Source organism: Cellulomonas sp. URHD0024 (assembly GCF_000426185.1).
Taxonomy (GTDB): domain Bacteria; phylum Actinomycetota; class Actinomycetes; order Actinomycetales; family Cellulomonadaceae; genus Cellulomonas.
In genome coordinates, this window is sequence record NZ_KE384505.1 from 138,464 (window position 1) to 162,921 (window position 24,458).

Annotated in this window: 19 protein-coding genes; 17 read left to right on the forward strand and 2 right to left on the reverse strand. The window is 72.1% G+C overall.

The annotated features are described in order from the left end of the window. Positions 1 to 209 precede the first annotated feature (209 nt). From pstC to I847_RS25920, 13 genes are all read left to right on the forward strand, one after another. Positions 210 to 1,223: a phosphate ABC transporter permease subunit PstC gene (gene pstC, locus I847_RS0116865; RefSeq protein ID WP_028050623.1), complete on the forward strand. Its 1,014-nt coding sequence runs from the start codon at positions 210 to 212 to the stop codon at positions 1,221 to 1,223. Beyond that, complete coding sequence (gene pstA, locus I847_RS24460) at positions 1,223 to 2,359, forward strand: phosphate ABC transporter permease PstA (protein WP_081681072.1); 1,137 nt, start codon at positions 1,223 to 1,225, stop codon at positions 2,357 to 2,359. Before pstC ends, pstA begins: the two co-directional genes overlap by 1 nt. After that, on the forward strand, positions 2,356 to 4,083 hold the full coding sequence (locus tag I847_RS24465; RefSeq protein WP_081681073.1) for a substrate-binding domain-containing protein: 1,728 nt from the start codon (positions 2,356 to 2,358) through the stop codon (positions 4,081 to 4,083). Before pstA ends, I847_RS24465 begins: the two co-directional genes overlap by 4 nt. A gap of 38 nt (positions 4,084 to 4,121) precedes the next feature. Continuing rightward, positions 4,122 to 6,767, forward strand: a complete 2,646-nt coding sequence (locus I847_RS0116880; RefSeq protein ID WP_155856203.1) for a hypothetical protein — start codon at positions 4,122 to 4,124, stop codon at positions 6,765 to 6,767. Next, positions 6,764 to 7,732 carry a class E sortase gene (locus tag I847_RS24470; protein WP_051275016.1) on the forward strand — a complete coding sequence of 323 codons (969 nt, stop codon included), beginning with the start codon at positions 6,764 to 6,766 and terminating at the stop codon, positions 7,730 to 7,732. Before I847_RS0116880 ends, I847_RS24470 begins: the two co-directional genes overlap by 4 nt. A gap of 155 nt (positions 7,733 to 7,887) precedes the next feature. Then, complete coding sequence (locus tag I847_RS25905; protein WP_081681074.1) at positions 7,888 to 8,880, forward strand: substrate-binding domain-containing protein; 993 nt, start codon at positions 7,888 to 7,890, stop codon at positions 8,878 to 8,880. Between the two features lie 29 nt (positions 8,881 to 8,909). Then, on the forward strand, positions 8,910 to 10,598 hold the full coding sequence (locus I847_RS0116900) for an Ig-like domain-containing protein (protein WP_028050625.1): 1,689 nt from the start codon (positions 8,910 to 8,912) through the stop codon (positions 10,596 to 10,598). A gap of 196 nt (positions 10,599 to 10,794) precedes the next feature. Next, positions 10,795 to 11,973: a hypothetical protein gene (locus I847_RS24485; protein ID WP_051275018.1), complete on the forward strand. Its 1,179-nt coding sequence runs from the start codon at positions 10,795 to 10,797 to the stop codon at positions 11,971 to 11,973. 118 nt (positions 11,974 to 12,091) lie between these two features. Continuing rightward, the gene (locus tag I847_RS25910) at positions 12,092 to 13,462 is read left to right on the forward strand and encodes an Ig-like domain repeat protein (protein WP_081681075.1); all 1,371 of its coding nucleotides are present in this window, start codon (positions 12,092 to 12,094) and stop codon (positions 13,460 to 13,462) included. Positions 13,463 to 13,536: 74 nt separating this feature from the next. Beyond that, a complete protein-coding gene (locus I847_RS25915) occupies positions 13,537 to 15,027 on the forward strand; it encodes a DUF916 domain-containing protein (protein WP_051275019.1) in 1,491 nt (496 codons plus the stop codon). A gap of 224 nt (positions 15,028 to 15,251) precedes the next feature. Then, a complete protein-coding gene (locus I847_RS0116920; RefSeq protein ID WP_231384297.1) occupies positions 15,252 to 15,977 on the forward strand; it encodes a phosphate ABC transporter ATP-binding protein in 726 nt (241 codons plus the stop codon). Next, a complete protein-coding gene (locus I847_RS0116925) occupies positions 15,974 to 16,360 on the forward strand; it encodes a hypothetical protein (protein WP_155856205.1) in 387 nt (128 codons plus the stop codon). Before I847_RS0116920 ends, I847_RS0116925 begins: the two co-directional genes overlap by 4 nt. Before the next feature lie 297 nt (positions 16,361 to 16,657). Next, on the forward strand, positions 16,658 to 18,148 hold the full coding sequence (locus I847_RS25920) for an NlpC/P60 family protein (protein WP_051275020.1): 1,491 nt from the start codon (positions 16,658 to 16,660) through the stop codon (positions 18,146 to 18,148). 140 nt (positions 18,149 to 18,288) lie between these two features. On the opposite strand, the gene I847_RS24505 is transcribed toward I847_RS25920, so the two are convergent. Both I847_RS24505 and I847_RS0116940 read right to left on the reverse strand, forming a co-directional pair. Beyond that, positions 18,289 to 19,245 carry a hypothetical protein gene (locus I847_RS24505; protein WP_034610794.1) on the reverse strand — a complete coding sequence of 319 codons (957 nt, stop codon included), beginning with the start codon at positions 19,243 to 19,245 and terminating at the stop codon, positions 18,289 to 18,291. A 326-nt stretch (positions 19,246 to 19,571) separates the two neighbouring features. Next, complete coding sequence (locus tag I847_RS0116940) at positions 19,572 to 20,069, reverse strand: inorganic diphosphatase (protein ID WP_028050629.1); 498 nt, start codon at positions 20,067 to 20,069, stop codon at positions 19,572 to 19,574. Between the two features lie 165 nt (positions 20,070 to 20,234). Here I847_RS0116940 and I847_RS0116945 point away from each other — a divergent pair, with 165 nt between their 5' ends. The 4 genes from I847_RS0116945 to hpt all read left to right on the forward strand — a co-directional run bounded on the left by I847_RS0116945 (position 20,235) and on the right by hpt (position 24,371). Next, positions 20,235 to 21,647, forward strand: coding sequence for a D-alanyl-D-alanine carboxypeptidase/D-alanyl-D-alanine-endopeptidase (locus tag I847_RS0116945; RefSeq protein ID WP_028050630.1), 1,413 nt, complete (start codon positions 20,235 to 20,237; stop codon positions 21,645 to 21,647). Between the two features lie 65 nt (positions 21,648 to 21,712). Next, positions 21,713 to 22,759 carry a zinc-dependent metalloprotease gene (locus I847_RS0116950; protein ID WP_028050631.1) on the forward strand — a complete coding sequence of 349 codons (1,047 nt, stop codon included), beginning with the start codon at positions 21,713 to 21,715 and terminating at the stop codon, positions 22,757 to 22,759. An 11-nt stretch (positions 22,760 to 22,770) separates the two neighbouring features. Beyond that, positions 22,771 to 23,778: a tRNA lysidine(34) synthetase TilS gene (tilS, locus tag I847_RS0116955; protein ID WP_028050632.1), complete on the forward strand. Its 1,008-nt coding sequence runs from the start codon at positions 22,771 to 22,773 to the stop codon at positions 23,776 to 23,778. 38 nt (positions 23,779 to 23,816) lie between these two features. Then, the gene (gene hpt, locus I847_RS0116960) at positions 23,817 to 24,371 is read left to right on the forward strand and encodes a hypoxanthine phosphoribosyltransferase (RefSeq protein ID WP_028050633.1); all 555 of its coding nucleotides are present in this window, start codon (positions 23,817 to 23,819) and stop codon (positions 24,369 to 24,371) included. The last annotated feature ends 87 nt before the right edge of the window (positions 24,372 to 24,458 follow it).

Here is a 24,458-nt window from a genome sequence, read left to right on the forward strand (position 1 = left end):
CGTGCCGTCCCGCGTTCACCCGCCGTCCGTCCAACGGCCGTCAGCGCTGGTTCTACTGGCGTGGCGCCGCGACCGGCGTCCGACAGCCCGGGACGTCCGGCCGCCACGCGAGAGGAGCACGACCCGGTGACGACGGAGCGACGTGCGGTTCGAGCCGAGCCTGCGGGGTCGGGTGCCCGGGCCGGCGGCCGCCCTGGGCGGATTCGCCGATGACCACGCAGCTCCGCGAGGAGACCCCGGACGTCGTCCCTGCGACACCTCGACCCATCTCCCGCCGTCCCACGGGCTCGGACCGCGTGTTCACGATCGGAAGTCGGTCGGTGGGCGCGGTCGTGCTCGTCATCACCGGCGGCATCGGCTTGTTCCTGGCCATCCAGGCGTTCCCCACCCTGCGGCACTACGGCCTGCACTTCCTCACGGAGACGGAGTGGGACCCGGACACCCAGAAGGTCGGCATCCTGTCGGTGCTCGTCGGCACGGCGACCGTCGCGCTGGTGGCGATGTGCATCGCGTTCCCGCTGGCCCTCGCCACCGCGCTCTACATCAACGAGTACGCGCGCCCCAAGATGCGCTCGACGCTCGTGTCGGTCGTGGACCTGATGGCGGCCGTGCCCAGCATCATCTACGGCTTGTGGGGGTTCTTCCTCATGCAGCCGTACCTGAGCGGGGTGTCGCGCTGGCTCCACGCCTACCTCGGCTGGTTGCCGTTCTTCCACGTCGACTCCGACCCGCACGCGGCCCAGTGGGACCAGACGCGGTACACGTCGTCGGCCTTCATCGCCGGGGTGGCCGTCTCGATGATGGTCCTGCCGATGGCGTGCTCGGTGATGCGTGAGGTCTTCTCCCAGGCTCCGCCCGGCGAGCGCGAGGGGGCCTTGGCGCTCGGCGCGACGCGGTGGGGCGTGATCCGGTCGGTCGTGCTGCCGTTCGGACGCGGCGGCATCATCGGCGGAACCATGCTCGCCCTCGGGCGTGCGCTCGGCGAGACCATCGCCGTCGTCCTCATCATCTCACCGTCGTTCGACCTCAAGTTCCAGCCGCTCGAGGTGGGCACCAACACCGTCTCGGCACTCATCGCCGGGCGCTTCGGCGACGCCAGCCCGGCACAGCTCTCAGCCCTGCTGACGGCGGGCTTCGTGCTGTTCGCCATCACGTTGGGCATCAACACGCTCGCCGCCGGCGTGATCTCCCGGTCGCGCTCTGGAGCAGGGACGGACATCTGATGACAGTCGCTCCGGAACGTGCCGTCGAGATGGAGATCGACACCCTTCCGCGCACCTGGCTGCGCCCCTCCGAGGACCGTGCCGAGCGAGCCACCGCGCCGATCCCGCGGCCTGTCTCGCGGTCGACGGCCCAGGACCTCCTCGTCGGCGTCGGATCCCTCGCCTCGGCGTTGGCGCTGGCCTGGGTGGTCTGCTACCGACTCCTGCCGTGGGGCACCGTCCTCGGGTATGTGATCGTCTCGTTCGTCCTGTTTCTCGTCGTCCTGGCGTTGGCGTTCTCGTCGACCGCTCCCGGGCCGGTCGTCGCGGACCGCGTCGTTGCCGCAGCCGTCACGGGTGGCGCCCTGCTGGTCGGCCTCGCCATCGTCTCGGCCGTCGTGTTCACGTTCGTCCGCGCCGCACCGGCGCTGCCACACCCCAACCTCTTCACGCAGGACATGTCGCTGACCGGTCCGCGTGACCCGCTCACGTCCGGCGGCGTGCTGCACGCCATCGTCGGCACGCTGATCCAGATCGGTATCGCGATCCTCATCACGGTGCCGCTCGGGATCGGCACCGCGGTGTTCATGACCGAGGTGGGCGGGAAGTTCGCGCACGTGGTGCGCACGGTGGTCGACGCGATGACGGCGCTGCCCTCGATCGTCGCGGGCCTGTTCATCTACACGGTCTTCATCATCACGTTCGGGCTCAAGCCCTCCGGTCTCGCGGCGGCCCTGGCGCTGTCCGTGATGATGCTGCCGATCATCGCGCGGGCCGCGGACGTCGTGCTGCGGGTGTTCCCCAGCGGGCTTCGCGAGGCCGGGCTCGCGCTGGGAGCGCCCCGGTGGCGGACGGTGTGGCACGTGGTGCTACCGACGGCCCGGCCGGGCCTGGCGACGGCGCTGATCCTGGGCGTCGCGCGCGGGGTCGGCGAGACCTCGCCGGTCCTGCTGACCTCGGGCGCGTCCACCTTCCTCACGGTCAACCCCGTCGGCACCCCCATGAACTCCCTGCCGCTGTTCGTCTTCACGGCGGTCCGCAGCGGCCAGCCGATCCTCGTCCAACGGGGGTTCGCCGCCGCGGCGATCCTGCTCACCCTCGTGCTCACGCTCTTCATCGTCGCCCGACTCGTGGCCCGCAAGAAGGACTCCCGATGACCCCGCGTACGCCGGCTCCGACCCAGTCCCTGTCCCGCTCGTGGTGGCAGGCCCTGCGCAGCAGGGCGGTGAGCGCCTGCCTCGTCCTGGCGACGTGCGTCCTCGCCGTCATCGGCGCCGCCGCATCCCCTGCTCAGGCGCAGCCGCCGTACGTGCGGATCGCCGGCACGGGGTCCAGCTGGAGCCAGACGATCTTCTCGCAGTGGACCCGGGACGTGGCCGCCAACGGCCTCGAGGTGGTCTACACCGGCGGCGGCTCCTCGAAGGGACGCGCGGACTTCAAGAACAACGTGACCACCTTCGCGATCAGCGAGATCCCCTTCCAGGGCAAAGATCCGGTCACCAAGGAAGAGGACAGGTCTGATCGGCCCTACGCCTACCTGCCGATCGTGGCCGGCGGCACCGCGGTGACGTACCACGTCGAGATCTCCGGCAAGCTCATGCGCGAGGTACGGCTGTCGGGTGAGACCGTGACCAAGATCTTCACCAACAAGATCACCAACTGGAACGACCCGCAGATCGCGGCCGACAACAACGGCCGACAGTTCCCGAACCTGGCGATCACCCCGATCGTCCGGTCGGACGGGTCCGGCACGATCGCACAGTTCACGGCGTGGATGGACAAGGCGTACCCGGCCCTCTGGCACGACTTCTACGGTCGGTCAGGCCTCACCTCGCAGTACCCGGTGAAGGGTCGGACGCTCGCGCAGCCGGGCTCCGACGGTGTCATGAACTACATCACGTCGTCGGCGGGCAACGGGACGGTCGGCGTGGTCGAGTACGCCTACGCGCAGACCGCGGACTACCCCGTCGTGAAGATCCGCAACGCTGCGGGGTACTACCTCGAGCCGACCAAGTTCAACGTCGCGGTCGCGCTGACCAAGGCGCGCATCAACACGGACAAGAGCTCGAACCTCTACCTGACGCAGGTGCTCGACGACGTGTACACCGACACCGACCCCCGGACGTACCCGTTGTCCAGCTACTCGTACATGATCATCCCGACCGCGGCGACGGGAACCGCGTTCGGCACGAGCGGCCAGACCGAGAAGGTGACGTCGTCCGCGCGGCAGACGCTGGCCGACCTGATGTTCTACTCGTTGTGCGAGGGACAGTCGAAGGCGGGCCCGTACGGCTACTCCCCGTTGCCGCTCAACCTCGTCCAGGCGGGGTTCGAACAGCTCGCCAAGCTCAAGGCCGTCGACGACTCGGTCGACCTGGCCGACCGCGACGTCACCAAGTGCAACAACCCGACGTTCGTGCCGGGCGACCTCTCGAAGAACCACCTGGCGGAGGTCGCGCCGCAGCCGCAAGCGTGCGACAAGGACGGCGCTGGGCCGTGCCTGACTGCCGCCGCCGGTGGGCCGGCTGCACCGGCCGGCCCGGCCGCCGCGCCGGGTGGCCCCGCACCCGCCGCCGGTGAGCCCGGCGCCGGTGGGGCCGCGGGCGGTGGCGCAGCAGGCGGCGACGCGGCGGCGGGGGGCGGCGCGGACGGAGCAGCATCCGGGGGGCAGATCGACCCCGAGACAGGTGAGGTCATCGGGGCCTCGGCCGGCGGGGGCGCCGCGTCCGGCGCCGTGTCGACCCAGCTACCCGCGCGGTCGGTCGCGGGTACCCCGGTCTTCGCGGGCCTGGCCGCCCTCGAGCTCGCCGCGATCATCCTCGTGCCGGGACTGTTCGCGCTGCGTGCGCGACGGGCGGCGAACGCCGGCGGCGGTTCGTGAACCGCCGGGAGGCTCGCGGCCGCAGGGAGGTGTTCGGGGTGTGGCTGGCCGTCGTCGCCCTGACCGCGGTGATTGTCGGTGCACCGGCGCTCGCGGGCGCTGCCGTCGCGGCGGACGGCGGCGAACCTGCGTTCACGGCGACCAAGACGGTCGTGCGTGACCACGTCGACCCAGCAGGTGGAGACCCGGTGGTGCAGGACTCGAGCACGGTGACGGTCACGGTCGACCAGACCCAGGGGCTGCAGGGCATGCAGGGCGTGCGGGTCTCCTGGTCGGGCGCTCGGCCGACGGCGAACATCACGGGCAACATCACGGAAGCGAACGCGTTCCAGGTACAGGAGTATCCGGTCGTCATCCTGCAGTGCCGTGGGACCGAGCCGACGCCGACGACGTGCTGGACGACGATCTACAACAAGCGGCAGCTGACCACCGACCCGAACGACTATGAGGGCGTAGGTCTGTGGAAGTACGACCGGCACTGGCAGGACGGCGAGCTCGCTGCCCTGATCGGGACGCCGCCGGCGGACCAGGTCTACCTGCCGTTCGTCGACGCCGCGGGCAAGACCTGGTCCATGGATGGCCTCGAACACCAGCCGCCCGAGGCGACGAACGGTTACGACCAGCCGGTCCCGGACCAGGAGGCCGCCGCCCCGACGAGCCCTGACGGCAAGGGCACCTACCTGTTCAGCGTCCGTTCGTCGGCCCAGAACGCGTCCCTCGGGTGTTCCGACACCGTCGCGTGCTCGCTCGTGGTCATTCCGATCATGGGAACCAGCTGTGCATCGGAGGGCGCTCTGCCGAAGCGTTACCCGTGCACGGCCGAGGGCAAACAGGAGCCCGGCTCGACCTATCCCCAGGCGGGCGGCCCCAACGCGACCGTGACGGGCATGTCCTGGTGGACGCCGTCGAACTGGGGGAACCGTGTCGTGGTCCCGCTCACGTTCTCCCCGAGTGCCAGCTTGTGCAACGTCCTCGACACGGCGCAGGAGCCCGTCCCCTTCTACGGGTCGGAACTCGTCGGGCAGGCCACCCTGCAGTGGGCCCCGGCCTACTGCCGCAGGGCTGACCGGTTCAAGTTCCGGGGGAACACCATGGCCGAGACCGTGGCGTTCCGCAATCTGGTCGCCGGTGAGATTCCGGCCGCGCTCCTCACGTACCCCGGCGCGGCCCACAGCGACGATCCGCCGGTCGGCTATGCGCCGGTGGCCGTGAGCGGGTTTGCCGTGGCATTCGTCTGGGACCGACCGGGGAGCCGGGGTCAGGAGATGCACCTGCGGCTGACGCCCAGACTCATCGCCAAGCTGCTCACGGGTTCGTACAGCGCCGCAACCGCACGGGTTGACGATGCCGGTGGCCTGACGGAGTCCGGCAAGATCTGGCCCGACGTCGCACACAACCCGGCGTCGCTCAACGACGACCCGGAGTTCATCGCCCTCAACCCCGGACTGTCCGGCCCGGAATACCCGGGCACGACGGGCCTGCAATCCGCGCTGACGAGCATGATCTCCGTGTCGGTCCCCAGTGACGTCATGCGCGCGTTGACCTCATACCTCGCGGCCGACCCTGAGGCGGCGGCTTTTCTGGCGGGCGAGCCGGACCCATGGAAGATGACCGTGAACAGCACCTACAAGGGCATTGCGCTGCCCCTGGATGCCTGGCCGCTGCAGGACGTACGACAGGAGCCACCGGGACCGGACTACACGGATCCGAACTCGGGGATCGTGCACAACTGCACGCGGGAGGTGCCCATCCCGTTCTACAACCGCGTGCTTGCGCCCGTTTCCTCGCTCGCCGCAATTGCCGACGCCGTGCTCGCCGCCGCGCCGACCAGCCTCGACCGACCTGCTTTCGTCCAGGCGACCGTGGACGGCGGGACCAGCCTCTGCGTGACCAAGCGCATTCCCAAGCAGATCTACGGCTCGCGCAAGCTCCTCGGTCTCGTGACGCTCGCCGATGCTCGCCGATTCGGGTTGCCGACGGCCTCGCTGCGCAGCTCGGGCACAGGCGAGTCGGCAACGTTCGTCGACGCCGACCAGACCTCGATGGCGGCGGCCGTCGTCACGGCGAAGCGGACCGAGGTGGGTGAGCCCTACCTGATCGACGCCGCGGCGCTGCACGGTGTGCCGGCCGCCTACCCCGGCACGATGACGGTGAGCGTCGCCGCGCCGCTCACGGGTCTCCCCCCGGAGACAGCCGGTCACGTGGCGCAGTTCGTACGGGTGGCGACGACCGAGGGACAGGTCCCGGGCCCCGGTGTCGGCCAGCTGCCCAACGGCTACCTCCCGATCACCGCGGCCGGGCCGACCGCACCCTTGTACAAGGCAGCGCAAGAGGTCGCGGCCTCGATCGAGGCCCAGTCGGGTGCCATGGGGTCGGTGAGTCCGACGACGCCGCCCCCGAGCGCGCCCGCTCCAGCAGCGCCACCGCCCGTGACCTCGCCCCCGGCGCCGCCTACGGCGCCGGTCCCGGCGACCGTCCCGAGCGCCGCCGGGCCCGTCACCGTCGATGGTCTGCCGGCTCCGAAGCCGACGTCTGCGGCGGCAGCTACCGCGCCCGGGAAGACCCCTCAGCAGCAGAGCACGGTCGCGGCTGCGGCCGTCCCTGCTGTGCTCGCAGCCGGGGTCGTGGGGCTCGTCGGAGCACCCCTCGTGCGCAGCTTCTCGACGCGACGGCGCGGCGCGTGACCGCCACGGCCGCGCCGACGGCACCGACCGTGAACGAGGTGGAGCCCTCAGCGACAGAGGCGGCCGTCGGCCTACCGCGTCGCAGCAGGGGTGCGCTTCGTCCTCGGCAGCCGGCTGCGCCACGACCGCCGACCCCCGGGGGAGCGGTCGTCGTCTCGGCGATGCTCGTCGTGGCCGTGCTGTGTGGCTGGTTCGTGCTGCAGCTCGTGGTGCTCGGGGGCTTCCAGCAGTCGCGGGCGCAGTACGGGCTCTACGCGGACTTCCGGCAGGCGCTCGTCGCGCAGACGGCGCCGCTCGGCGGCACGATCGCCGCGGGGACACCGGTCGCGCTGCTCACGGTGCCGACCCTCGGACTGCAGCAGGCGGTCGTCGAGGGCACCTCGTCGGGGGACCTGCTCGCCGGGCCGGGCCACCGGATGGACACCGCGCTCCCGGGGCAGGTCGGCGTGTCGATCGTGTACGGGCGGGCGTCGACGTACGGCGCACCGTTCCGGTCGGTGCCGTCGTTGCAGCCCGGCGACGGCATCCGCGTGACCACCGGCCAGGGTGAGTTCGTCTACCGCGTCGACGGGGTCCGCCGCGCCGGTGACCCGCTGCCGGCCGCGCTTCCCACCGGTGGGAGCCGGCTCACGCTGGTGACCGCGGAGGGCGACGGCCCGTTCGCCGCACTCGCGCCCAGCCGGACCGTCTACGTCGACGCGACGCTGCAGGGCGACCCGGCCGTCGGAGCGCCCGGCCGACCCTCGGCGATCCCCGACTCCGAGAAGGCCATGGCGGGCGACCCGTCGGTGCTGCCGGTGCTCGCGCTGGCGCTGCAGGGGCTGCTCCTCGCGGCCGTCGGCACCCTCCTGCTCCGCCGGCACCTGTCGGGTCGGGTGCTCTGGGTGATCGCCGCACCGGTCCTCCTCGCGATGGCGTGGCTCGCGGGCGGCTACGCGGTCCAGCTCCTCCCGAATCTTCTGTAGCTCCGGGGTCCGCCCGCGGGCCGTCCCTCGGCGGTTGTCCGGCAGTCCTGCGTTCACCCGGACGGCGGCGGGAGTTCGTCGGGGGCCGGGAGGTTCGTGGAGGCCCGGTGACCGCCGGGAGCCGCCATGGAGTACAGAGGGGAAGTTCCTCGATCATGCGTCTTTCCGTGAGGTCCGGTCGGACCTTTGCAGTTACCGCCATCCTTGCCCTGGCCGCAGGCGTGGCAGCCGCCAGCTCCGCGTCCGCAGACCCGTCCCCGCAGACCCGCGACATCGTCGGCGTGGGCTCGGACACCTCGGAGTTCCTCGTGCAGGGCCTGGCCGACGGCGCCGGTGTCGGCGCGGGCTACGTCCAGGGATACAACGCGAGCGCCAACGCTCGGCTCGTCTCGTTCAACGCGACGGGACCCAGCCCGGTCGTCCTGAAGGCCGGCACCGCCGCGGTGACCCGCCCCAACGGCTCCGGTGCCGGCAAGAACACGCTCTTCGGCGCCAGCAACAACACGAACGTCGACTTCGCCCGCTCGTCGTCCGGCCCCTCGGCTGCCGAGAACGCGGCCGGCCTGTGGCACGTGCCGTTCGCGCTCGACACCCTCAAGACCGCGACCGCCACCACGTCGCACGCGCCGGCCAACATCACGGTCGCTCAGCTGGTGGGCATCTACCAGGGCACCATCACCAACTGGAGCCAGATCGGCGGCACCAGCGGCGTCATCGTCCCGATGATCCCGCAGTCGGGCTCCGGCACGCTCAACTTCTTCCTGGCTCAGCTGCAGGCCGCCAACGGCGGCACGGCCGTCACGCTGGCCGGCTCGGTGCAGACGGTCCAGGAGCACGACTCCGCTCCCATCGCCGCGAACATCAACGCCGTCGCGCCGTTCTCGGTCGCGCGGTTCAACACCACCGCGTCGGGCATCAAGCTCGAGGGCGGCTTCTCGGCCGACCGTGCGATCTACAACGTCGTGCGCAACCCCTTCCGCAGCACCGCCGCGTTCACCGCGATCTTCGGCACGGACGGCTTCATCTGCTCCGGCGGTGGCCTCGCGCTGATCGAGGCGGCCGGCTTCAAGCAGCTCGCCGGCCCGCTCGACGGCGGTGTCTGCGGCACCGCGACCCAGACCGCCACCAGCAACTTCACCGTCAACTGACTCTAGAGACGAGAGAGAGACACACGCTCATGCGTACTTTCACGAAGAGCATCGCGGCCCTGGCCGCGGGAACGCTCATCGCCGCGGCTGCCGTCGCGCTCGCAGCACCGGCTTCGGCCGTCGACGCCTCCCCGGACCTGCCCGGCGACGTGCTCTGGTTCAACACGGTCGGTCCGCTGGCCGGCCAGACGCCCGCGACCCAGATCCTCACGGGCGCGAACGCGACGAACCGCCCGTGGGCCACGCTGACCACGGCGAACCCCTGCCCCGCGGGGTCCACCTCGATGGCGCAGTACATCCGTATCCCCGGTGCCCCCGGTGTTCCCGAGATCGACTGGACGCAGGTCCAGATGGGTGCCAACGCCACCCTCAAGGACGCGGACGGCCGGTTCTACACGACGACGACCTCGCAGGCGGACCGCCTGAACAAGGCCGAGGTCCAGGCCTACCAGGCCGCCCACCCCGGCACGAACACCTACCCGTTCATCTCGGTGTGCCAGAACGGTCCCGCCATCACCGGTAACTTCCGCACCCTGGTCGACATCACCACCACGACCCCCGCGGACATCACCAGCTATACCTGGACCATCCACTCCGCGCCGATCACCGTCGCGGCCGTGCCGACGACCACGACCGTCTCCGCCTCGGCGACGTCCGTGAACGAGGGCACGCCGGTCAACCTGACCGCCACGCTGGCACCCGCCGGCGCGACGGGCTCGGTCACGTTCCTCAACGGCGCGACCTCGCTCGGCAGCGCAGCGCTCTCCGGCGGCACGGCCACCCTCAACGGTGTCGTGCTCCCCGTCGGTGTCGCCTCCGTGACCGCGTCGTACGCCGGTGCCCCCGGCTTCAACGCCTCGGTCTCCGCGCCGCTGTCGGTCACCGTGATCGACGTGCCCGACGTCGCGACGACGACCACCCTGGTCGTCACCCCGACGCTCGGTACGGTCGGCGCCGCCAACGGCCTCCCGCTCGCGGGTGCCACGACCGCGTTCGCGGCCTCGGTCACGTCCGCCACGCCGCTGACCGGCACCTGCGAGTTCTTCTCCGGCGCCACGTCGCTCGGCACGGTCCCGGTCACGGCCGGTGTCGTCCCGGCGTTCAGCACCAACAACATCGGCGCCGGTGCCCAGACGTTCACGGCCAGCTGCGGCGGCGCCGGCTTCGTCTCCTCGACCTCGGCGCCCGTCGCGCTGACCTTCCTCAACGCGGGCGCCCCGGCCACCCCCGACGACCAGACCGTGATCGTCACGATCCCGGCCGGCTCGATCGTCATCACCACGCCGTACACCCCGGCGGCCCCGCTCGACCTCGGCAACGCGGTCTTCGACTCGGCCACGTCCACGTACCACGCGGCCGCGGCGTTCAACGGCATCGTCATCACCGACACGCGCGCCGGGAACCTCGGCTTCAACGCGTCAGTCGTCTCGAGCGCCTTCACCAACGGCTCCGGTGGCACGTTCTCCGGCGGCTACTCGGGCCTGACCGGCCTGGCCGCAGACGCCATCGCCGGCAACCTGCTCAACCCGGCCGACGTCACGGTGTCGAACCACGCACCGCTGACCGACGGTCTCGACGTCCCGAAGGTCTTCGCGACCTACCCCGCGGGCCACGCGCTCGGCTCGGTGGGCCTCCACGGCACCTTCGGGATCGCCGGCGTGCCGACCTCGGTGCCGGCCGGTACGTACACCAGCACGGTGACCTTCACCGCAGTCTGATCGAAGGCGCTCAGTCCTCGACGTGACCGGCTGAACAGGACGGGCGGGGTGCCGACGGCACCCCGCCCGTTCCCGCCCGTCCCCGTGGCGCAGCGCTTCATCGACAGTTCATGCGGCAGGCGTTGTCCCAGGCGGGCAGGGGTTGGACAGTCTCATCCGCTCGTCACTTGTTCGACCTAACCCCGGAGTGCCGCAGATGTTCCGTCCGGCCCGCAACGTCGTCGGTGTGCTTGTCGCCCTCGGCATCGCCACCACGCTCGCCACGCCGGCGAGCGCAGCTCAGCACGCCGCCGTCCCGGCCGTCTCGGCCGCGTCGGCCGTCTCGGCCGCGTCGGCTGTCTCGGCTGTCTCGGCCGTCTCGGCCGACGAGGCGCCGCAGCCCACTCCGAGCGCCAGCGCCGCCCCCGACCTGATCACGTTCGGCATCTCGCCGTCGGGGAGCGAGCGACCGGACGACCGGCCGTTCCTGCGGTACACGGTCGCCCCCGGCAGTGTCTTCCACGACAACGTGGCGATCATCAACCTCGACGACGCACCGATCCCGCTCGACGTGTTCGCGGGCGACGTCAAGACCGGACCACGAGGCGGCCTCGTCGTCCCGGGTCGCGACACCGCACCGACCGGGTCGGGCGCGTGGGTGAAGGTGGACACCTCGCACGTCGACGTGCCGGCGCAGAGCCAGGCCGCCGGGGTGGGGTTCACCGTCGTGCCGTTCACGGTGACCGTCCCGACCAACGCCCAGCCGGGTGACCACGTCGCGGCTGTCGTCGCCGCGATCACCGTCAAGGGCCGGGCGACGGCGGACGTGCCCACCGTCAACCTCGACCAGCGCGTCGCGGCGCGCCTCTACATCACCGTCGACGGTGACCTTGCGCCCGGCCTGGTGATCACCCACCTCACGTCCACCTACGAGCGCGGCTCGCTCGTCGGCGCAGGTGCCGTCGCGACGTCGTACACGGTGGCCAACACCGGGAACGTCCGCATGGCCGTCACGCCGCGCGTGCGGGTGGCGGGTCCGTTCGGGCTGCTGGAGCGCACGGTCGCAGGTCCGCGCATCGACGAGCTGCTGCCCGGGTCGACGGTCGTGCAGAAGGTGACGGTGCCCGACGTCTGGCCTCTGGTGCGGCTCTCCACGACGGTGCTCGCGACGGGCCTGGCCCCGTCGGCCGCGGACGGCGTCGACCCGGGCGTGGGCACCGTGTCGGCCACCGTCGGGCTCTGGGCGGTCCCGTGGCTGCTCGTGGCGGTCCTCGTCCTCCTCGTCGCCGTGGTCGTCTGGCGAACGGTCCGGCGGAGACGTCGGCGAGCGGTCGACTCGCCGTCCGGCGGTGCGGCCGAGCAGACGCTCGTGCAGTCGGGCGTCCCCGGCGCCTGAGCGGGGACCTTGGCGTCGTCCCCCGGACATGCGTCCGAGTGCTCGCGTTCACCTCGCCCCGGAAGTCTCACGGTGACCCGAGCGGGTCGAGACGAGCTGCGTCCAGGAGGACATTGCGATGGGTATCAGGAAGACCATTGCCGCTGTGGTGGCCGGGACGCTCGTCGCGGCGGCCGCCGTGGCGCTGGCAGGGCCGGCGTCGGCCGTCGACGAGTCTCCGGATCTTCCGGGTGACGTGCTGTGGTTCAACACGGCGGGTCCGCTGGCCAGCCAGACGCCGGCCACCCAGATCTTCTCGGGCTCGGACGCGACGAACCGCCCGTGGATCACGCTGACCACGGAGAACCCGTGCCCGGCAGGCACCACCTCGATGGCGCAGTACATCCGGGTCCCGGGTGCCGCCGGTGTGCCGGAGATCGAGTGGACCCAGGTCCAGATGGGTGGCAACGCCACGCTGAAGGACGCGGACGGCCGGTTCTACACGACGGCGACCTCGCAGGCGGACCGCCTGAACAAGTCCGAGGTCATCGCCTACCAGGTCGCCCACCCGGGCACCAACCACTACCCGTTCCTCTCGGTGTGCCAGAACGGTCCGGCCGTCGTCGGCAACTTCCGCACGATGGTGGACATCTCCGGGAACAGCCTGACCACCCTCGCCTGGACCATCCACTCCAAGGTGATCGCTGGGGGCACCGGCCCGGTCGCCGTGGCGACGACCACGACGCTCGCCGCGACGCCGTCGGGGGTCGACCTGGTCCTCACCGCGACGGTCGCACCGGCTGCCGCGGCCGGAACGGTGACCTTCAAGGAGGGTGCGACGGTCCTCGGCAGTGCACCCGTCTCAGGCGGGACCGCGTCGCACACGGTGACCGCGCCGGCGACCGGTAACCACACGTACACGGCCAGCTTCACCCCGACCGACCCGGCGGCCTACGTGGCGTCGACGGTGACCCAGAGCGTCGCTCTCGGCCTTGCCGGTGGCTCGCTGACCGTGACGCTGACCGTCCCCGGCGCACCGGCCGAGCCGGGCGCCCTGACGCTGAGCGTCCCGAGCGCACCCGTCGCCCTGGCCGGCGTCCGTGACGCCGGCAACACCCGGATCACCGCGTCCGGAGCCCTGCCGCAGATCGTCGTCACGGACACGCGTCGCGACGACCTCCTGACGGGCTGGCGCGTCAGCGTCCAGGCAGGGGACTTCACCGGGACCAAGGGGACGGTCGGGGCGAAGTACCTCGGCTGGAAGCCCGCCACACCGGTGATGGCCAAGGACGGTGCCGCTCCGCTCCTCGTGCAGGCCGGGGTGGAGGCCGCGTCGTTCCTGGACGACCCGGTGAGCACGGGGCTGGGCGCCAGCAAGACCTTGGCGGAGACGACCGCGAGCGGACGCGGCGCGACGACGCTGGGGGCGGCGCTCAACCTCGCCATCCCGCCCAGCACCGCCGAGGGCAGCTACACCTCGACGATCACCGTGACCCTCGTCGGGAACTGATCCACGAGATGCCGGGTGCGGAGGCGCACCCGGCATCCGTGGCCCGACCTGATCCACCAGCAGGAAGTACACACATGCGAAAGACCGCAGCCCTCCTGACCGCGGTGCTGGTCGTTGCGGCCGCCGTGGGCCTCACGGCCGGTGCCGCCGTCGCCGACGACGCGACCGTCGCCTGGTCGGTCAGCCCGGCGACGGCCGACGGCAAGCTCGACGCACGCTCGCGGGTCGAGCTGCAGCTCGATCCCGGCGCCGGCGTGCACGACCAGGTGCTCGTCGCCAACGCCTCCACGGTCGAGCAGACGTTCCGGGTCTACGGCGCCGATGCGTTCAACACGGCCGACGGCGGCTACGACCTGCAACCCGGTGCGACGACGCCTCAGGACGTGGGCGCGTGGATCACGTTCGCCGCGCCGACGGTGACCATCCCGCCGTTGGCGTCGGCCGTGGTCGGTTTCGACGTCGCCGTCCCCGCCGGTGCCTCGCCGGGCGACCACGCGGGCGGCATCGTGGTCTCGCAGGCCGCGCCGAGCACGGGCGGAGTCGTCGTCGACTCGCGGGTCGCGCTCCGCCTCGCCGTCCGGGTGACGGGTGAGCTCGCTCCGGCTCTCGAGGTCCGCTCGGTCACGGCGTCGTACTCCGGCACGGTCAAGCCGTTCGCGCCGGGTCGGGCCACGGTCCGCTACACCCTGGTCAACACCGGCAACGTCAAGGTCGTGGGCAAGCCGCGGCTGCGCGTGAGCGGACCGTTCGGCCTGGGCCGTGTCGACGTGGCTCCCGGCAACACCCAGGAGGTGCTGCCGGGGGAGTCGTTCGTCGTCGAGTCGCAGCTCGACTCCATCCTGCCGTTCGTGGCGATGACGGCGACCGCCGACGTCGCGATGAGCGCGGCGCCGGGCCCCGACACCGAGATTCCGCTCGTGTCCAGCACGGGCCACACCCTGTTCTTCGCGCCGCCGTGGGCGTTGCTCCTCGTGCTCGCGCTGGCCGCCGTCGCCGTCGTCGTCGTGCTCCGACGGAGGCGCGCGCGTCGCCGCGAGGGCGAGGCTCTCTGGCACGAGATGGTCGCGGAGGCGGGACGGTCGGGGACCCCGGGGGCCCTCGTCGGCCCCGGCGACGCGGCGGCTGGCGCGGGCGTGCGCCACCAGGCCGTCGGCGTTGTCGCCCTGCTCCTGCTCGTCGGCGCCGGCGTCGCGGCCGCTCCGCCGGATCCGGTCGTCGAGGCCGGCAGCCTCACCCTCAGCGTCCCGCCGGCCACCGTCCCACCGGCGGCCCCTGTCGCGCCACCGGCAACGGCGGCGCACGTGCCCGGTCAGGAGACCGCGGTCACCGGCTCGCACGACGCCCTCACGCAACCCCCACCAGCCGCCGGCGGGGACGGCGCGCCGGTCGCGGGCCCGACCCCGACGGCGCAGGCCGTCGCCGCCGACCAGGTCTGGCGAGCGCGCCATGGCCTGTCCCCGGCGCAGTGGGCGCTCGTCGTCCTGGGCGCCGGCGCGGCCGTCGTCGCCGGTGGTCTGGCTCTCCGGCCGCTCGTGCGGCGCCAGGCGGCGGGGGTGCGGCCGTGAACGATCCGACCCTCGCGTCGCCCCTCGCCCGCCCCGAACGGCTCACGGTGCTCGTGCCGCCGGTCCCACCAGTTCCGAGTGTCGACGACGTCCCCGCGATGCCGCCTTCCCGCACCGCCGTCCAGACCGACGAGCCGCGCCGGACGCCGTTGCCGCAGTCCTACGCGCCGCGGGATCTCGCCAACCTGCGCGCCGAGGGCATCTCGGCGTGGTTCGGCACGCACATGGTGCTCGACCGCGTCTCGCTCAACATGCCCGCGGGGATCATCACGTCGCTGATCGGGCCCTCCGGCTGTGGCAAGTCGACCTTCCTGCGGATCCTCAACCGCATGCACGAGCTCGTCCCGTCGGCTGCCATGGCCGGTCAGGTCCTGCTCGACGGCGCCGACGTGTACGACCCGAAGCGCCGACTGACCGATGCGCGCCGACACATCGGGATGGTGTTCCAGAAGCCGAACCCCTTCCCGGCCATGAGCATCCGCGAGAACGTGCTCGCCGGTCTGCGGCTGACGGGCATGAAGGCCTCGAACTCGGACAAGGATGCGCTGGTCGAGTCGTCCCTGCGCCGGGCGGGGCTGTGGGCGGAGGTCGCCAACCGGCTCTCCGCTCCGGGCGGAGGACTGTCCGGCGGTCAGCAGCAGCGGCTGTGCATCGCCCGCTCGCTCGCCGTCCGTCCCCGGGTGCTGCTCATGGACGAGCCGTGCTCCGCCCTCGACCCGACCTCCACCCGGGTCATCGAGGAGACCATGCTCGAGCTCGCGCAGGAGGTGACCATCGTGATCGTCACGCACAACATGCAGCAGGCGGCGCGCGTGTCACAACAGTGCGCGTTCTTCCTCGCGTCGCAGGGGACGCCCGGCGTGATCGTCGAGCACGGTGACACGTCCGCGATGTTCCAGTCCCCCCAGGACGAGCGGACGGCGGCGTACGTCGAGGGGCGGTTCGGGTGAGCGTTCGTCGAGCAGTCGCGGTCCTGGCAGTGCTCGCACCGCTGGACGCCGGCGGGCGCCGAGGCCCCGCCGCACGCGCAGGGGGCGACTTCGCCGGTCCCACCGGCCCCACCGGCACCGAGTACCTGGGGTGGCAGCCGGCGCGCCCGTCGAGTGCCCTGGAGCCTGGCAGCCCGCTGTCCGTGCAGGCCGGGCCGGCTGTGGAGTCCAGGTACGCGGCGTCCAGGAGCGCCGGCCTGGGGACGAGCCGGCTCCTGGCCGAGTCGCTCGTGCCGGGTCGCGGTGTCACCACGCTCGGCGGCGTGCTCCAGCTCGCCGGACCCGCGTCGACCGCTGGTGGCGCGTACACCTCCACGCTGACGGTGACGCTCGTCAGCTCCTGATCGGGCCTCGTCGTACTGCCCAGGACGTGTGGTCGAGTGAGCGTCCTGACTCGACCTGCTCACGAGCCCGACGGCCCACAAGTCAACGGCCGACGGCCGGATCGACCGGCAATCGGGTGATCCGGCCGTGCAGGTGTCCGGTTCGTCCCTAAGCACACCTGTGTGACTCATGGGACTCGTGTGACAGGTGTTCACTTCTGAGGTTTCCGCGGGTAGCGTCCCCGAGGGGGCGACCGTCCGGTCGCACCCACGAGACGCATACCGACGACGGCTCGCCCGGCGTCCACCTGGAGGACCGTGAGCCCGCGCGCCGCAGCCCGCTACCGACTTCCGTCGGTGGTCGCGACGGTCGCGCTCGTCGGGACCCTGCTCGTCGGTGCAGCGTCGGACGTCGTCGCCGCGCCTCCGCAGCCCACGCCGCCGTCCGCGCAGGACGTGCAGGACGCGCAGGGAGCGGTCGCCGCCGCGTCCCGATCCGTCGCCGGGATGGAGGTCCGCCTCGCCCAGCTGAGCGCGACGACCGACGGGGCGAATCTCAAGGTCCAGCAGGCCGGTGAGGCGTACACCCAGGCCCTGTCCGACGCAGACGTCGCGGCGCAGGCGTCAACCGACGCCGCGGCCGCGTCGGCCGACGCCGCCGCTGTCGCCGAGACCGCGCGGCGACAGCTCGTCGCGATCGCGCGGGAGATCGCGCGGTCCGGTGGCTCGACCGACATGTTCCAGGCGCTGCTGTCCGCCGACGGCTTCCAGGACGTGGCCAGCCGCAGCTCCGCACTCGACCGGATCAGCGGCAAGACCGACGAGGCCGTGCAGCAGTACAGGGCCTCACAGCTCGTCTCGACGATGCTGGCCAAGCGAGCCACGGCGGCCGCCGACGACGCGGCCGCGGCCAAGGCGGCATCCGCCGACGCCCTGAAGAGTGCCGAGCAGGCCCAGGCGGACGCGGTCCAGGCCGAGTCGGACGCCGCCGCTGAGCGCGACACCCTGATCATCCAGCTCGCCGCTGCCCGCCAGACGAGCGCCGACGTCGAGCGCGCGCGTCAGGACTTCGTCGACCAGCAGCGCCGTGACCGCGAGGACGCCGCAGCACGCGCGGCCGCGCTCAAGCCGGCGCCCGTCGCCGTAGCCCCCCCGGTCGTGCACGGCGGCTCCACGACGCCCGCGGTGACGACCCCGCCCGTACAGACCCCACCACCCACGACGCCGCCGGCGAACACCCCGCCGGCGAACACCCCGCCTGCGAACACCCCGCCTGCGAACACCCCGCCCGCGAACACCCCGCCTGCGAACACCCCGCCTGCGAACACCCCGCCCGCGACGACGCCACCTGCGACGACCCCGCCGGCGCCCGCTCCTCCGGTGGTCACGCCCCCGGCGACGCCCTACGGCCTCGGGACGGGAACGTCGCGTGGGTCCGCAGCCGGTGGCGCGGCGGCGCTCGCGTGGGCGGAGACCAAGATCGGCTTGCCGTACCTCTGGGCGGCGACCGGCCCGAACGCCTACGACTGCTCCGGCCTGACCATGAGCGCCTGGCGCGCGGCCGGGGGCGTCAACCTCGCTCGGACGTCACGCGACCAGTACAGGCAGGTGCTGAAGATCAGCTACAACGACCTGCGCCCGGGTGACCTCGTCTTCTGGTCGACCGATCCGCACAACCCCGGCGCGGTCTACCACGTGGCCATGTGGGCCGGGAACGGGATGATCATGGAGGCACCGCAGCCTCTGAGCCCGCTCCGGCTGACCAAGATGCGCTGGGGCTCGACGATGCCCTTCGCCGGCCGCCCGTAGCCCCCACCACCCAACGTCCGCACTCGTGGGGCCAATACCCCCGAGGAGTGCGGACGTCGCCTACAGCCACTCCGCAACGTCCGCCCTCGTGAGGGCTATTGCGCCGAGGAGTGCGGACGTCCGCGGGGAGGAGCGCTGCGTCATGGCCGCCAGCCGGCTTGGCGTAGCGCTCGCTCCACCGCATCCAGGTGCTTGCTCGGGTCGAGCCGCAGGCCGAGGCTCGGGATCCGGAGCACCACGTCACCGAGCAAGGCGATCTCGTTGTGGCGCAGGCTGTCCTCGACCCACCGGTCGAGCTGCAGGTGGCCGATCCCGTCGATCTCGACGGTCACTCTCCAGCGGCTCCACCGCACGTCGAGATAGGCGCGGCCCCCGGCGTCCACCACCACCTGGCGATCGGGCTCGGGCAACCCTCGGCGTCGGCAGTGCGCCGCGAAGTCGAGCTCGTTGAGGCTCGCGACCCCGGAGTCGATCTCGTGGAGCAGGCCGCGCAGCAGCGTCCGACGCCTGTCGCGGCGCACGAGGTCGAGTGCGCCGGCCACCGCGGACACGGAGGTCAGACGTTGCTGGATCGGGCTCACCAGCAGCAGAGCGGCCTCGCGATCGGTCCTCGCCCACAGGGCGGCTTGGACGGTTGCCGCCTCGGCCGTCATGCGGACGATGCCCTCTGTGGTGACGTCGTCGTCGCGCCAGCGCCTCGTCTCGTGGACGCGCACACCGATCGGTGCAGGCACAGGGTGCGACGACTTCGGGGCGGCGATGTGGATGTCGCCGTCGTCGGCGATCCCGTGGAGGCCGCAGGCGATCAAAGCCGTGACCCCGCCGAGTGCAGCGCGCGGCACGGTGCCGACGATCGACCGGGGTGCGCACTCGAGGACAGCGAGCCACCAGTCGAGCCGGACGCCGGCCACCGGTGGTGCGACCACGAGCGTCTGCCGGCCCAGCACCCGCCATCGTTCGCCCCGGATCTCGGCTCGCACCTGATCGGCGGTGATCCCGAGCGCCCTGACCTGTGACCTTGTGAGGAGCCCCGCCTGCCCACGAGCGTGCGACCGCGCGAGCTCGCGGCGTGCTCGACGCTGGCTCTCGTTCGTCATGACGCAACGCTGCCCGTCGCAAAGCCGCCGTGACGACGCTCCACGGAGCCTGTGGAAACCGCGACCCTGTGGACGGCTCACCACGTCCGCACTCCGGAGGCCCATACCCCCCACGAGTGCGGACGCAAGCCCTGCGAAACGGCAACGTCCGCACTCCGGAGGCCCATACCCCCACGGAGTGCGGACGCAGCCAGGTGCGCACCTCGCTGGTCGCTACACCGGCACCGTGAGGCAGTCCTGCCCCCGAGAAGCAGCAACGTCCGCACTCGGGGGGCCAATACCCCCCACGAGTGCGGACGGTGCCGTGAGATCAGCGCACAGACAGCTCAGTGGCTGTAGTAGTTCGTGTCGATGGCGCGCTGGCGGCTGAGCTCGATCTCGGCCTCCGCCTCCGCACGACCGACCCAGTGGGCGCCCTCGACGGACTTACCGGGCTCCAGGTCCTTGTACACCTCGAAGAAGTGCTGGATCTCGAGGCGGTGGAAGTCGGAGACGTCGTCGATGTCCTGGCGCCAGGCAGCGCGCTGGTCACCGGTGGGGACGCACAGGACCTTGTCGTCGCCGCCGGCCTCGTCGCGCATCCGGAACATGCCCAGGGCGCGGCAGCGGATCAGGCAGCCGGGGAACGTGGGCTCCTCGAGCAGCACCAGAGCGTCCAACGGGTCACCGTCCTCGCCGAGGGTGCCCTCGATGAAGCCGTAGTCGTCGGGATAGCGGGTCGAGGTGAACAGCATCCTGTCGAGCCGGATACGCCCCGTCGCGTGGTCCACCTCGTACTTGTTGCGCTGGCCCTTCGGAATCTCGATCGTGACGTCGAACTCCACAGCTCTCCTCCGCCCCGCGTCCGCGCCCGGGGATTCCGGGAACCGGCAGTCGCAGCGACACTCGTCGTGCGGCGCGCCGGGTGTCAGGGGCGCCTTCGTCTCGGACAGTAGTCTGACGCACCGAACGGCCGGTAACGAGTGGAGACAGAACGGGAAGGGGTGATCATGACCACAGCGGGACGGGTCGTGGGCACCAGCCTGCTCGTGGTGGTCCTCGCCGCGGCCGCCTACGTCACCGGCGACGCCTACGACATGGTCCCCGGGCTGGTCACGCTCGCCCCGGCGGCCGCCCAGCCGGAACCCTTCCCCACGGCTCCCGGAGCGGTCGAGCCGGCGGCCCTGACGCCCGCCCTGACCGACCTCGACCCGCAGGTTCCCGTGCCGGGCGACGCGCAGCTGCAGGCGCTCGTCGACGGGCTCGTCGCGGACCCGCGGATGGGGGCCAGCGTCGGGGTGCTGGTGCAGGACCAGCTCACCGGGGACACGCTCGCAGGTCATCTTCCCGACGCGGGCCGCACGCCTGCCTCGACGGCCAAGCTGGTGACGGCGATCGCGTCGCTGAGCACGCTCAGCCCGGACACCACCCTGCCGACGACGGTCGTGCAGGGCGACGGCAAGCGGATCGTCCTGGTCGGTGGCGGCGACATGATGCTCGCCGCGGGCGCCGGCGACCCGTCCGCGACGGAGGGGCATGCGGGCCTGGCGGACCTCGCCGCACAGGCCGCCAAGGCGCTGCAGCTGGAGGGCAGGACGACGGTCGAGCTCGGTGTCGACGACAGCCTGTTCTCCGGCCCGGCGCTGAACCCGACGTGGGCGACGGGCGACATCGCCGCGGGGTTCGTCGCGCCGGTCACCGCGCTGGCCGTCGACACGGCCAAGATCAAGCCGGGCGAGTACCCGCCGCGCTACTCGGACCCGTCGATCGCCGCGGCGAAGATGTTCAAGGCCCGGCTCGCCGAGAAGGGCATCACCGTCAGCGGCGAGCCGTTCCGCGCAGACAAGCCGTCGAAGGGCCACGAGATCGGGCGCGTGGAGTCGGCGACCCTCGACAGGATCGTGCACCACTTCCTCGACACCTCCGACAACACGATCACCGAGGTCGTCTCCCGGCTCGTGGCGATCGACGAGGGCCTCCCGGCGACCTTCGAGGGCGCTGCCGCGGCGGTGCTGCACGTGGTCGACGTCGCGGGCGTCGACACGGCGGGTGCGCACCTGGTCGACGCGTCGGGCCTCGGCGCGGGCTCGGTCCTGCCGCCCAGCCTGCTCACCGGCCTGGTCCGCCTGTCCACGGACCCCGAGCACCCGAACCTGCGCGACGTCGCGACGGGCATGCCGATCGGCGGTCTGACCGGCACCCTGTCCGACCGCTACTCGCAGTCGCAGGCCCGGGGCCTCGTGCGCGCCAAGACCGGGAGCCTTCCGCACGTCACGGCGTTGTCGGGAACCGTCCTCGATGCCGACTCGCGGCAGCTCGTCTTCGCGGTCCTCGCCGACGCCACGCCCGACGGCGGGCAGTGGGGCCCGCGCGCGGCGATCGACGAGTTCGTCGGCACGCTCGCGGCGTGCGGCTGTCGCTGACGAACCCGTTGCGCCGACGGCTGAACGCGAGATGCGCCCGCGAGAGCGGCGGCTAACGTGACGGTGTGGAGCCCTCCCCGAACGATCTGAGAGCCGGTCTCGTCGACTGGCAACGCGCCGCGAGGATCGCGGGTCGGCTGGCGAAGCCGGGCCCGACGGCCGAGCGCGGACAGCTGGAGAGCCTCGTCGACGAGCTGCGCGACGCGGCGGGCCGGGCGGCCGGGCATGTCGCGACGATCACGCAGCTCGAGGCTCAGGACGGCACGGACCCGAAGGACGTGTCGAACGTGCTGGTGGTCGACCGGCCCCGGTGGGCGCAGGCGAACGCGGAGATGTTCGGCGTCATGACGGGCGGCGTCGACGTGCCGGCAGGCCAGGCCGCGCGCGCCGCGGGCGCGGTCCAGGTCGGTGGGGTGCTCGCGCTGCTGTCCACCAAGGTGCTCGGCCAGTTCGACCCCTTCACGCCCCAGGACACGTTCCACGGCCGCCTGCTCCTCGTCGCGCCGAACGTCCTGCACCACGAGCGCAAGCTCAAGGTCGACTCCTCGGACTTCCGGCTCTGGGTGGCGCTGCACGAACAGACCCACGCGATGCAGTTCGCGGCGGCGCCCTGGCTCGCGGAGCACGTGCGGTCCCGGGCCGCAGAGCTGCTGGGCGACCTCACAGGTGAGGGTGCCAGGTCCGACCTGCTTGGCTCGGTGACGCGGGCGCTGAGCGACGGCGGCGGCGGGATCCTCGAGGCGCTCTCGCCCGAGCAGCGGACGGTCTTCGAGGAGGTCGGCGCGGTCATGGCGGTCCTGGAAGGGCACGCCGACGTGACGATGGACGAGGTCGGTCCGTCCGTCGTCCCGACTGTCAGGTCCATCCGCAAGGCGTTCGAGGCCCGCCGCGACCAGGCGTCCAAGGGCAGGGGTCTCGACCAGGTGCTGCGCCGGTTGCTGGGACTCGACGCGAAGCTCGCCCAGTACCGCGACGGCGCGAAGTTCGTGCGGGAGGTGCGCAGCTCCGTCGGCACCTCCGGGTTCAACGCGGTCTTCGCGACGGCGGAGAACCTGCCGCTGCCCCGCGAGATCGCGGACCCGCGGGCGTGGGTGCGCCGGGTGCACGGGTAACCGGTGGCGACGTGACTGGTCCGGCGCCGGCGGTCGCGGCGGTGCGATCCGCGGTCGCCACGCACCTCGGCGACGTCGAGCCGGGGGAGCAGGTGCTCGTCGCGTGCTCCGGGGGAGCGGACTCGCTCGCGCTCGCGGCGGGTGCGGCGTTCGTGGGGACGCGGGCGGGCTGGCGGGTCGGGGCGGTGATCGTCGACCACGGACTGCAGGACGGCTCGGCCGCGATCGCAAGGACGGCCGCGGACGCGTGCGGACGCCTCGGCCTCGATCCGGTCGAGGTGGTGCGCGTCGTCGCGACCGGCCCAGGCGGACCGGAGGCGGCAGCCCGCGCGGCCCGCTACGCGGCGCTCGAGGCGACCGACGCCACCGCGATCCTGCTCGGGCACACCCTCGACGACCAGGCCGAGACGGTCCTGCTCGGCCTCGCACGCGGTTCCGGCGCGCGGGCGCTGGCGGGGATGCCGGCGACCCGCGGCCGGTTCCGACGCCCCCTGCTCGGACTGCGCCGGGCCGACACCGAGGCGGCCTGCGCGGCCCAGGGACTGACGCCTTGGCAGGATCCGACGAACGACGGCTCGCACCCGGACGCCCCCCTGCGCAGCCGGGTGCGCTCCGAGGTGCTGCCGACCCTCGAACGCGTCCTCGGTCCCGGGGTGGCGCAGGCGCTCGCCCGCACCGCGGCGCAGCTGCGCGACGACGCGGACGCACTGGACGGGCTGGCGGCCGAGCTCCTGGCCGGAGCAGCGGGTGAACCTGAGGCTGAACCTGGGGTGGACGCGCGCTGGCTGGACGTCGAGCACCTGCGCAACGCCCCGGACGCGGTTCGCCGGCGAGCCCTGCGCACCGCCATGATCGCTGCGGGGAGCCCGGCCGGTGCGCTGAGCCGGGCGCACGTCCTGGCCGTCGACGCGCTGGTCGTGGACTGGCGCGGGCAGGGTCCGGTCGCCCTCCCCGGCGGGGTCGCCGCTCGCCGGGCGTATGGCAGGCTTGCTCTCGGACCCACAGAAACCGGCGCCTAGGCACGGTCGACGTACTGCAACGACGAGGAGCGATCTCGGTGGACCCGGCGGACATGGGCAACGACCTCGAGCGGGTCCTCCTCACGGAAGAGCAGCTGCAGAGCCGTCTCGACGAGATCGCGGGGCAGATCGACGCCGACTACGCGGGACGCGATCTCCTGCTGGTCGGCGTTCTGAAGGGTGCCGTGATGGTCATGGCGGACCTCGCGCGGCGCCTGCACTCGCCGGTGCAGATGGACTGGATGGCCGTGTCCTCCTACGGCTCGGGTACCAAGTCCTCGGGCGTGGTCCGGATCCTCAAGGACCTCGACGCCGACCTGACCGGCCGGCACGTCCTCATCGTCGAGGACATCATCGACTCCGGCCTGACGCTGTCCTGGCTGCTGTCCAACCTTCGCTCGCGCGGCCCGGCCACGGTCGAGGTCGCGACGATGCTGCGCAAGCCCGATGCGGCCAAGGTCGAGGTCGACGTCCGGTACGTCGGGTTCGACATCGGGAACGAGTTCGTCGTCGGCTACGGCCTCGACTACGCCGAGAAGTACCGCAACCTCCCGTTCGTCGGAACGCTGGCCCCGAGCGTCTACGGGGCCTGAGCAGCGCCGGGATGCACCGTTGCGCGTGTGCGCCCTCGGTGAACACGGGCGGGCGTCCGCAGGTTCATCGGGTAACTTCGAGCAACC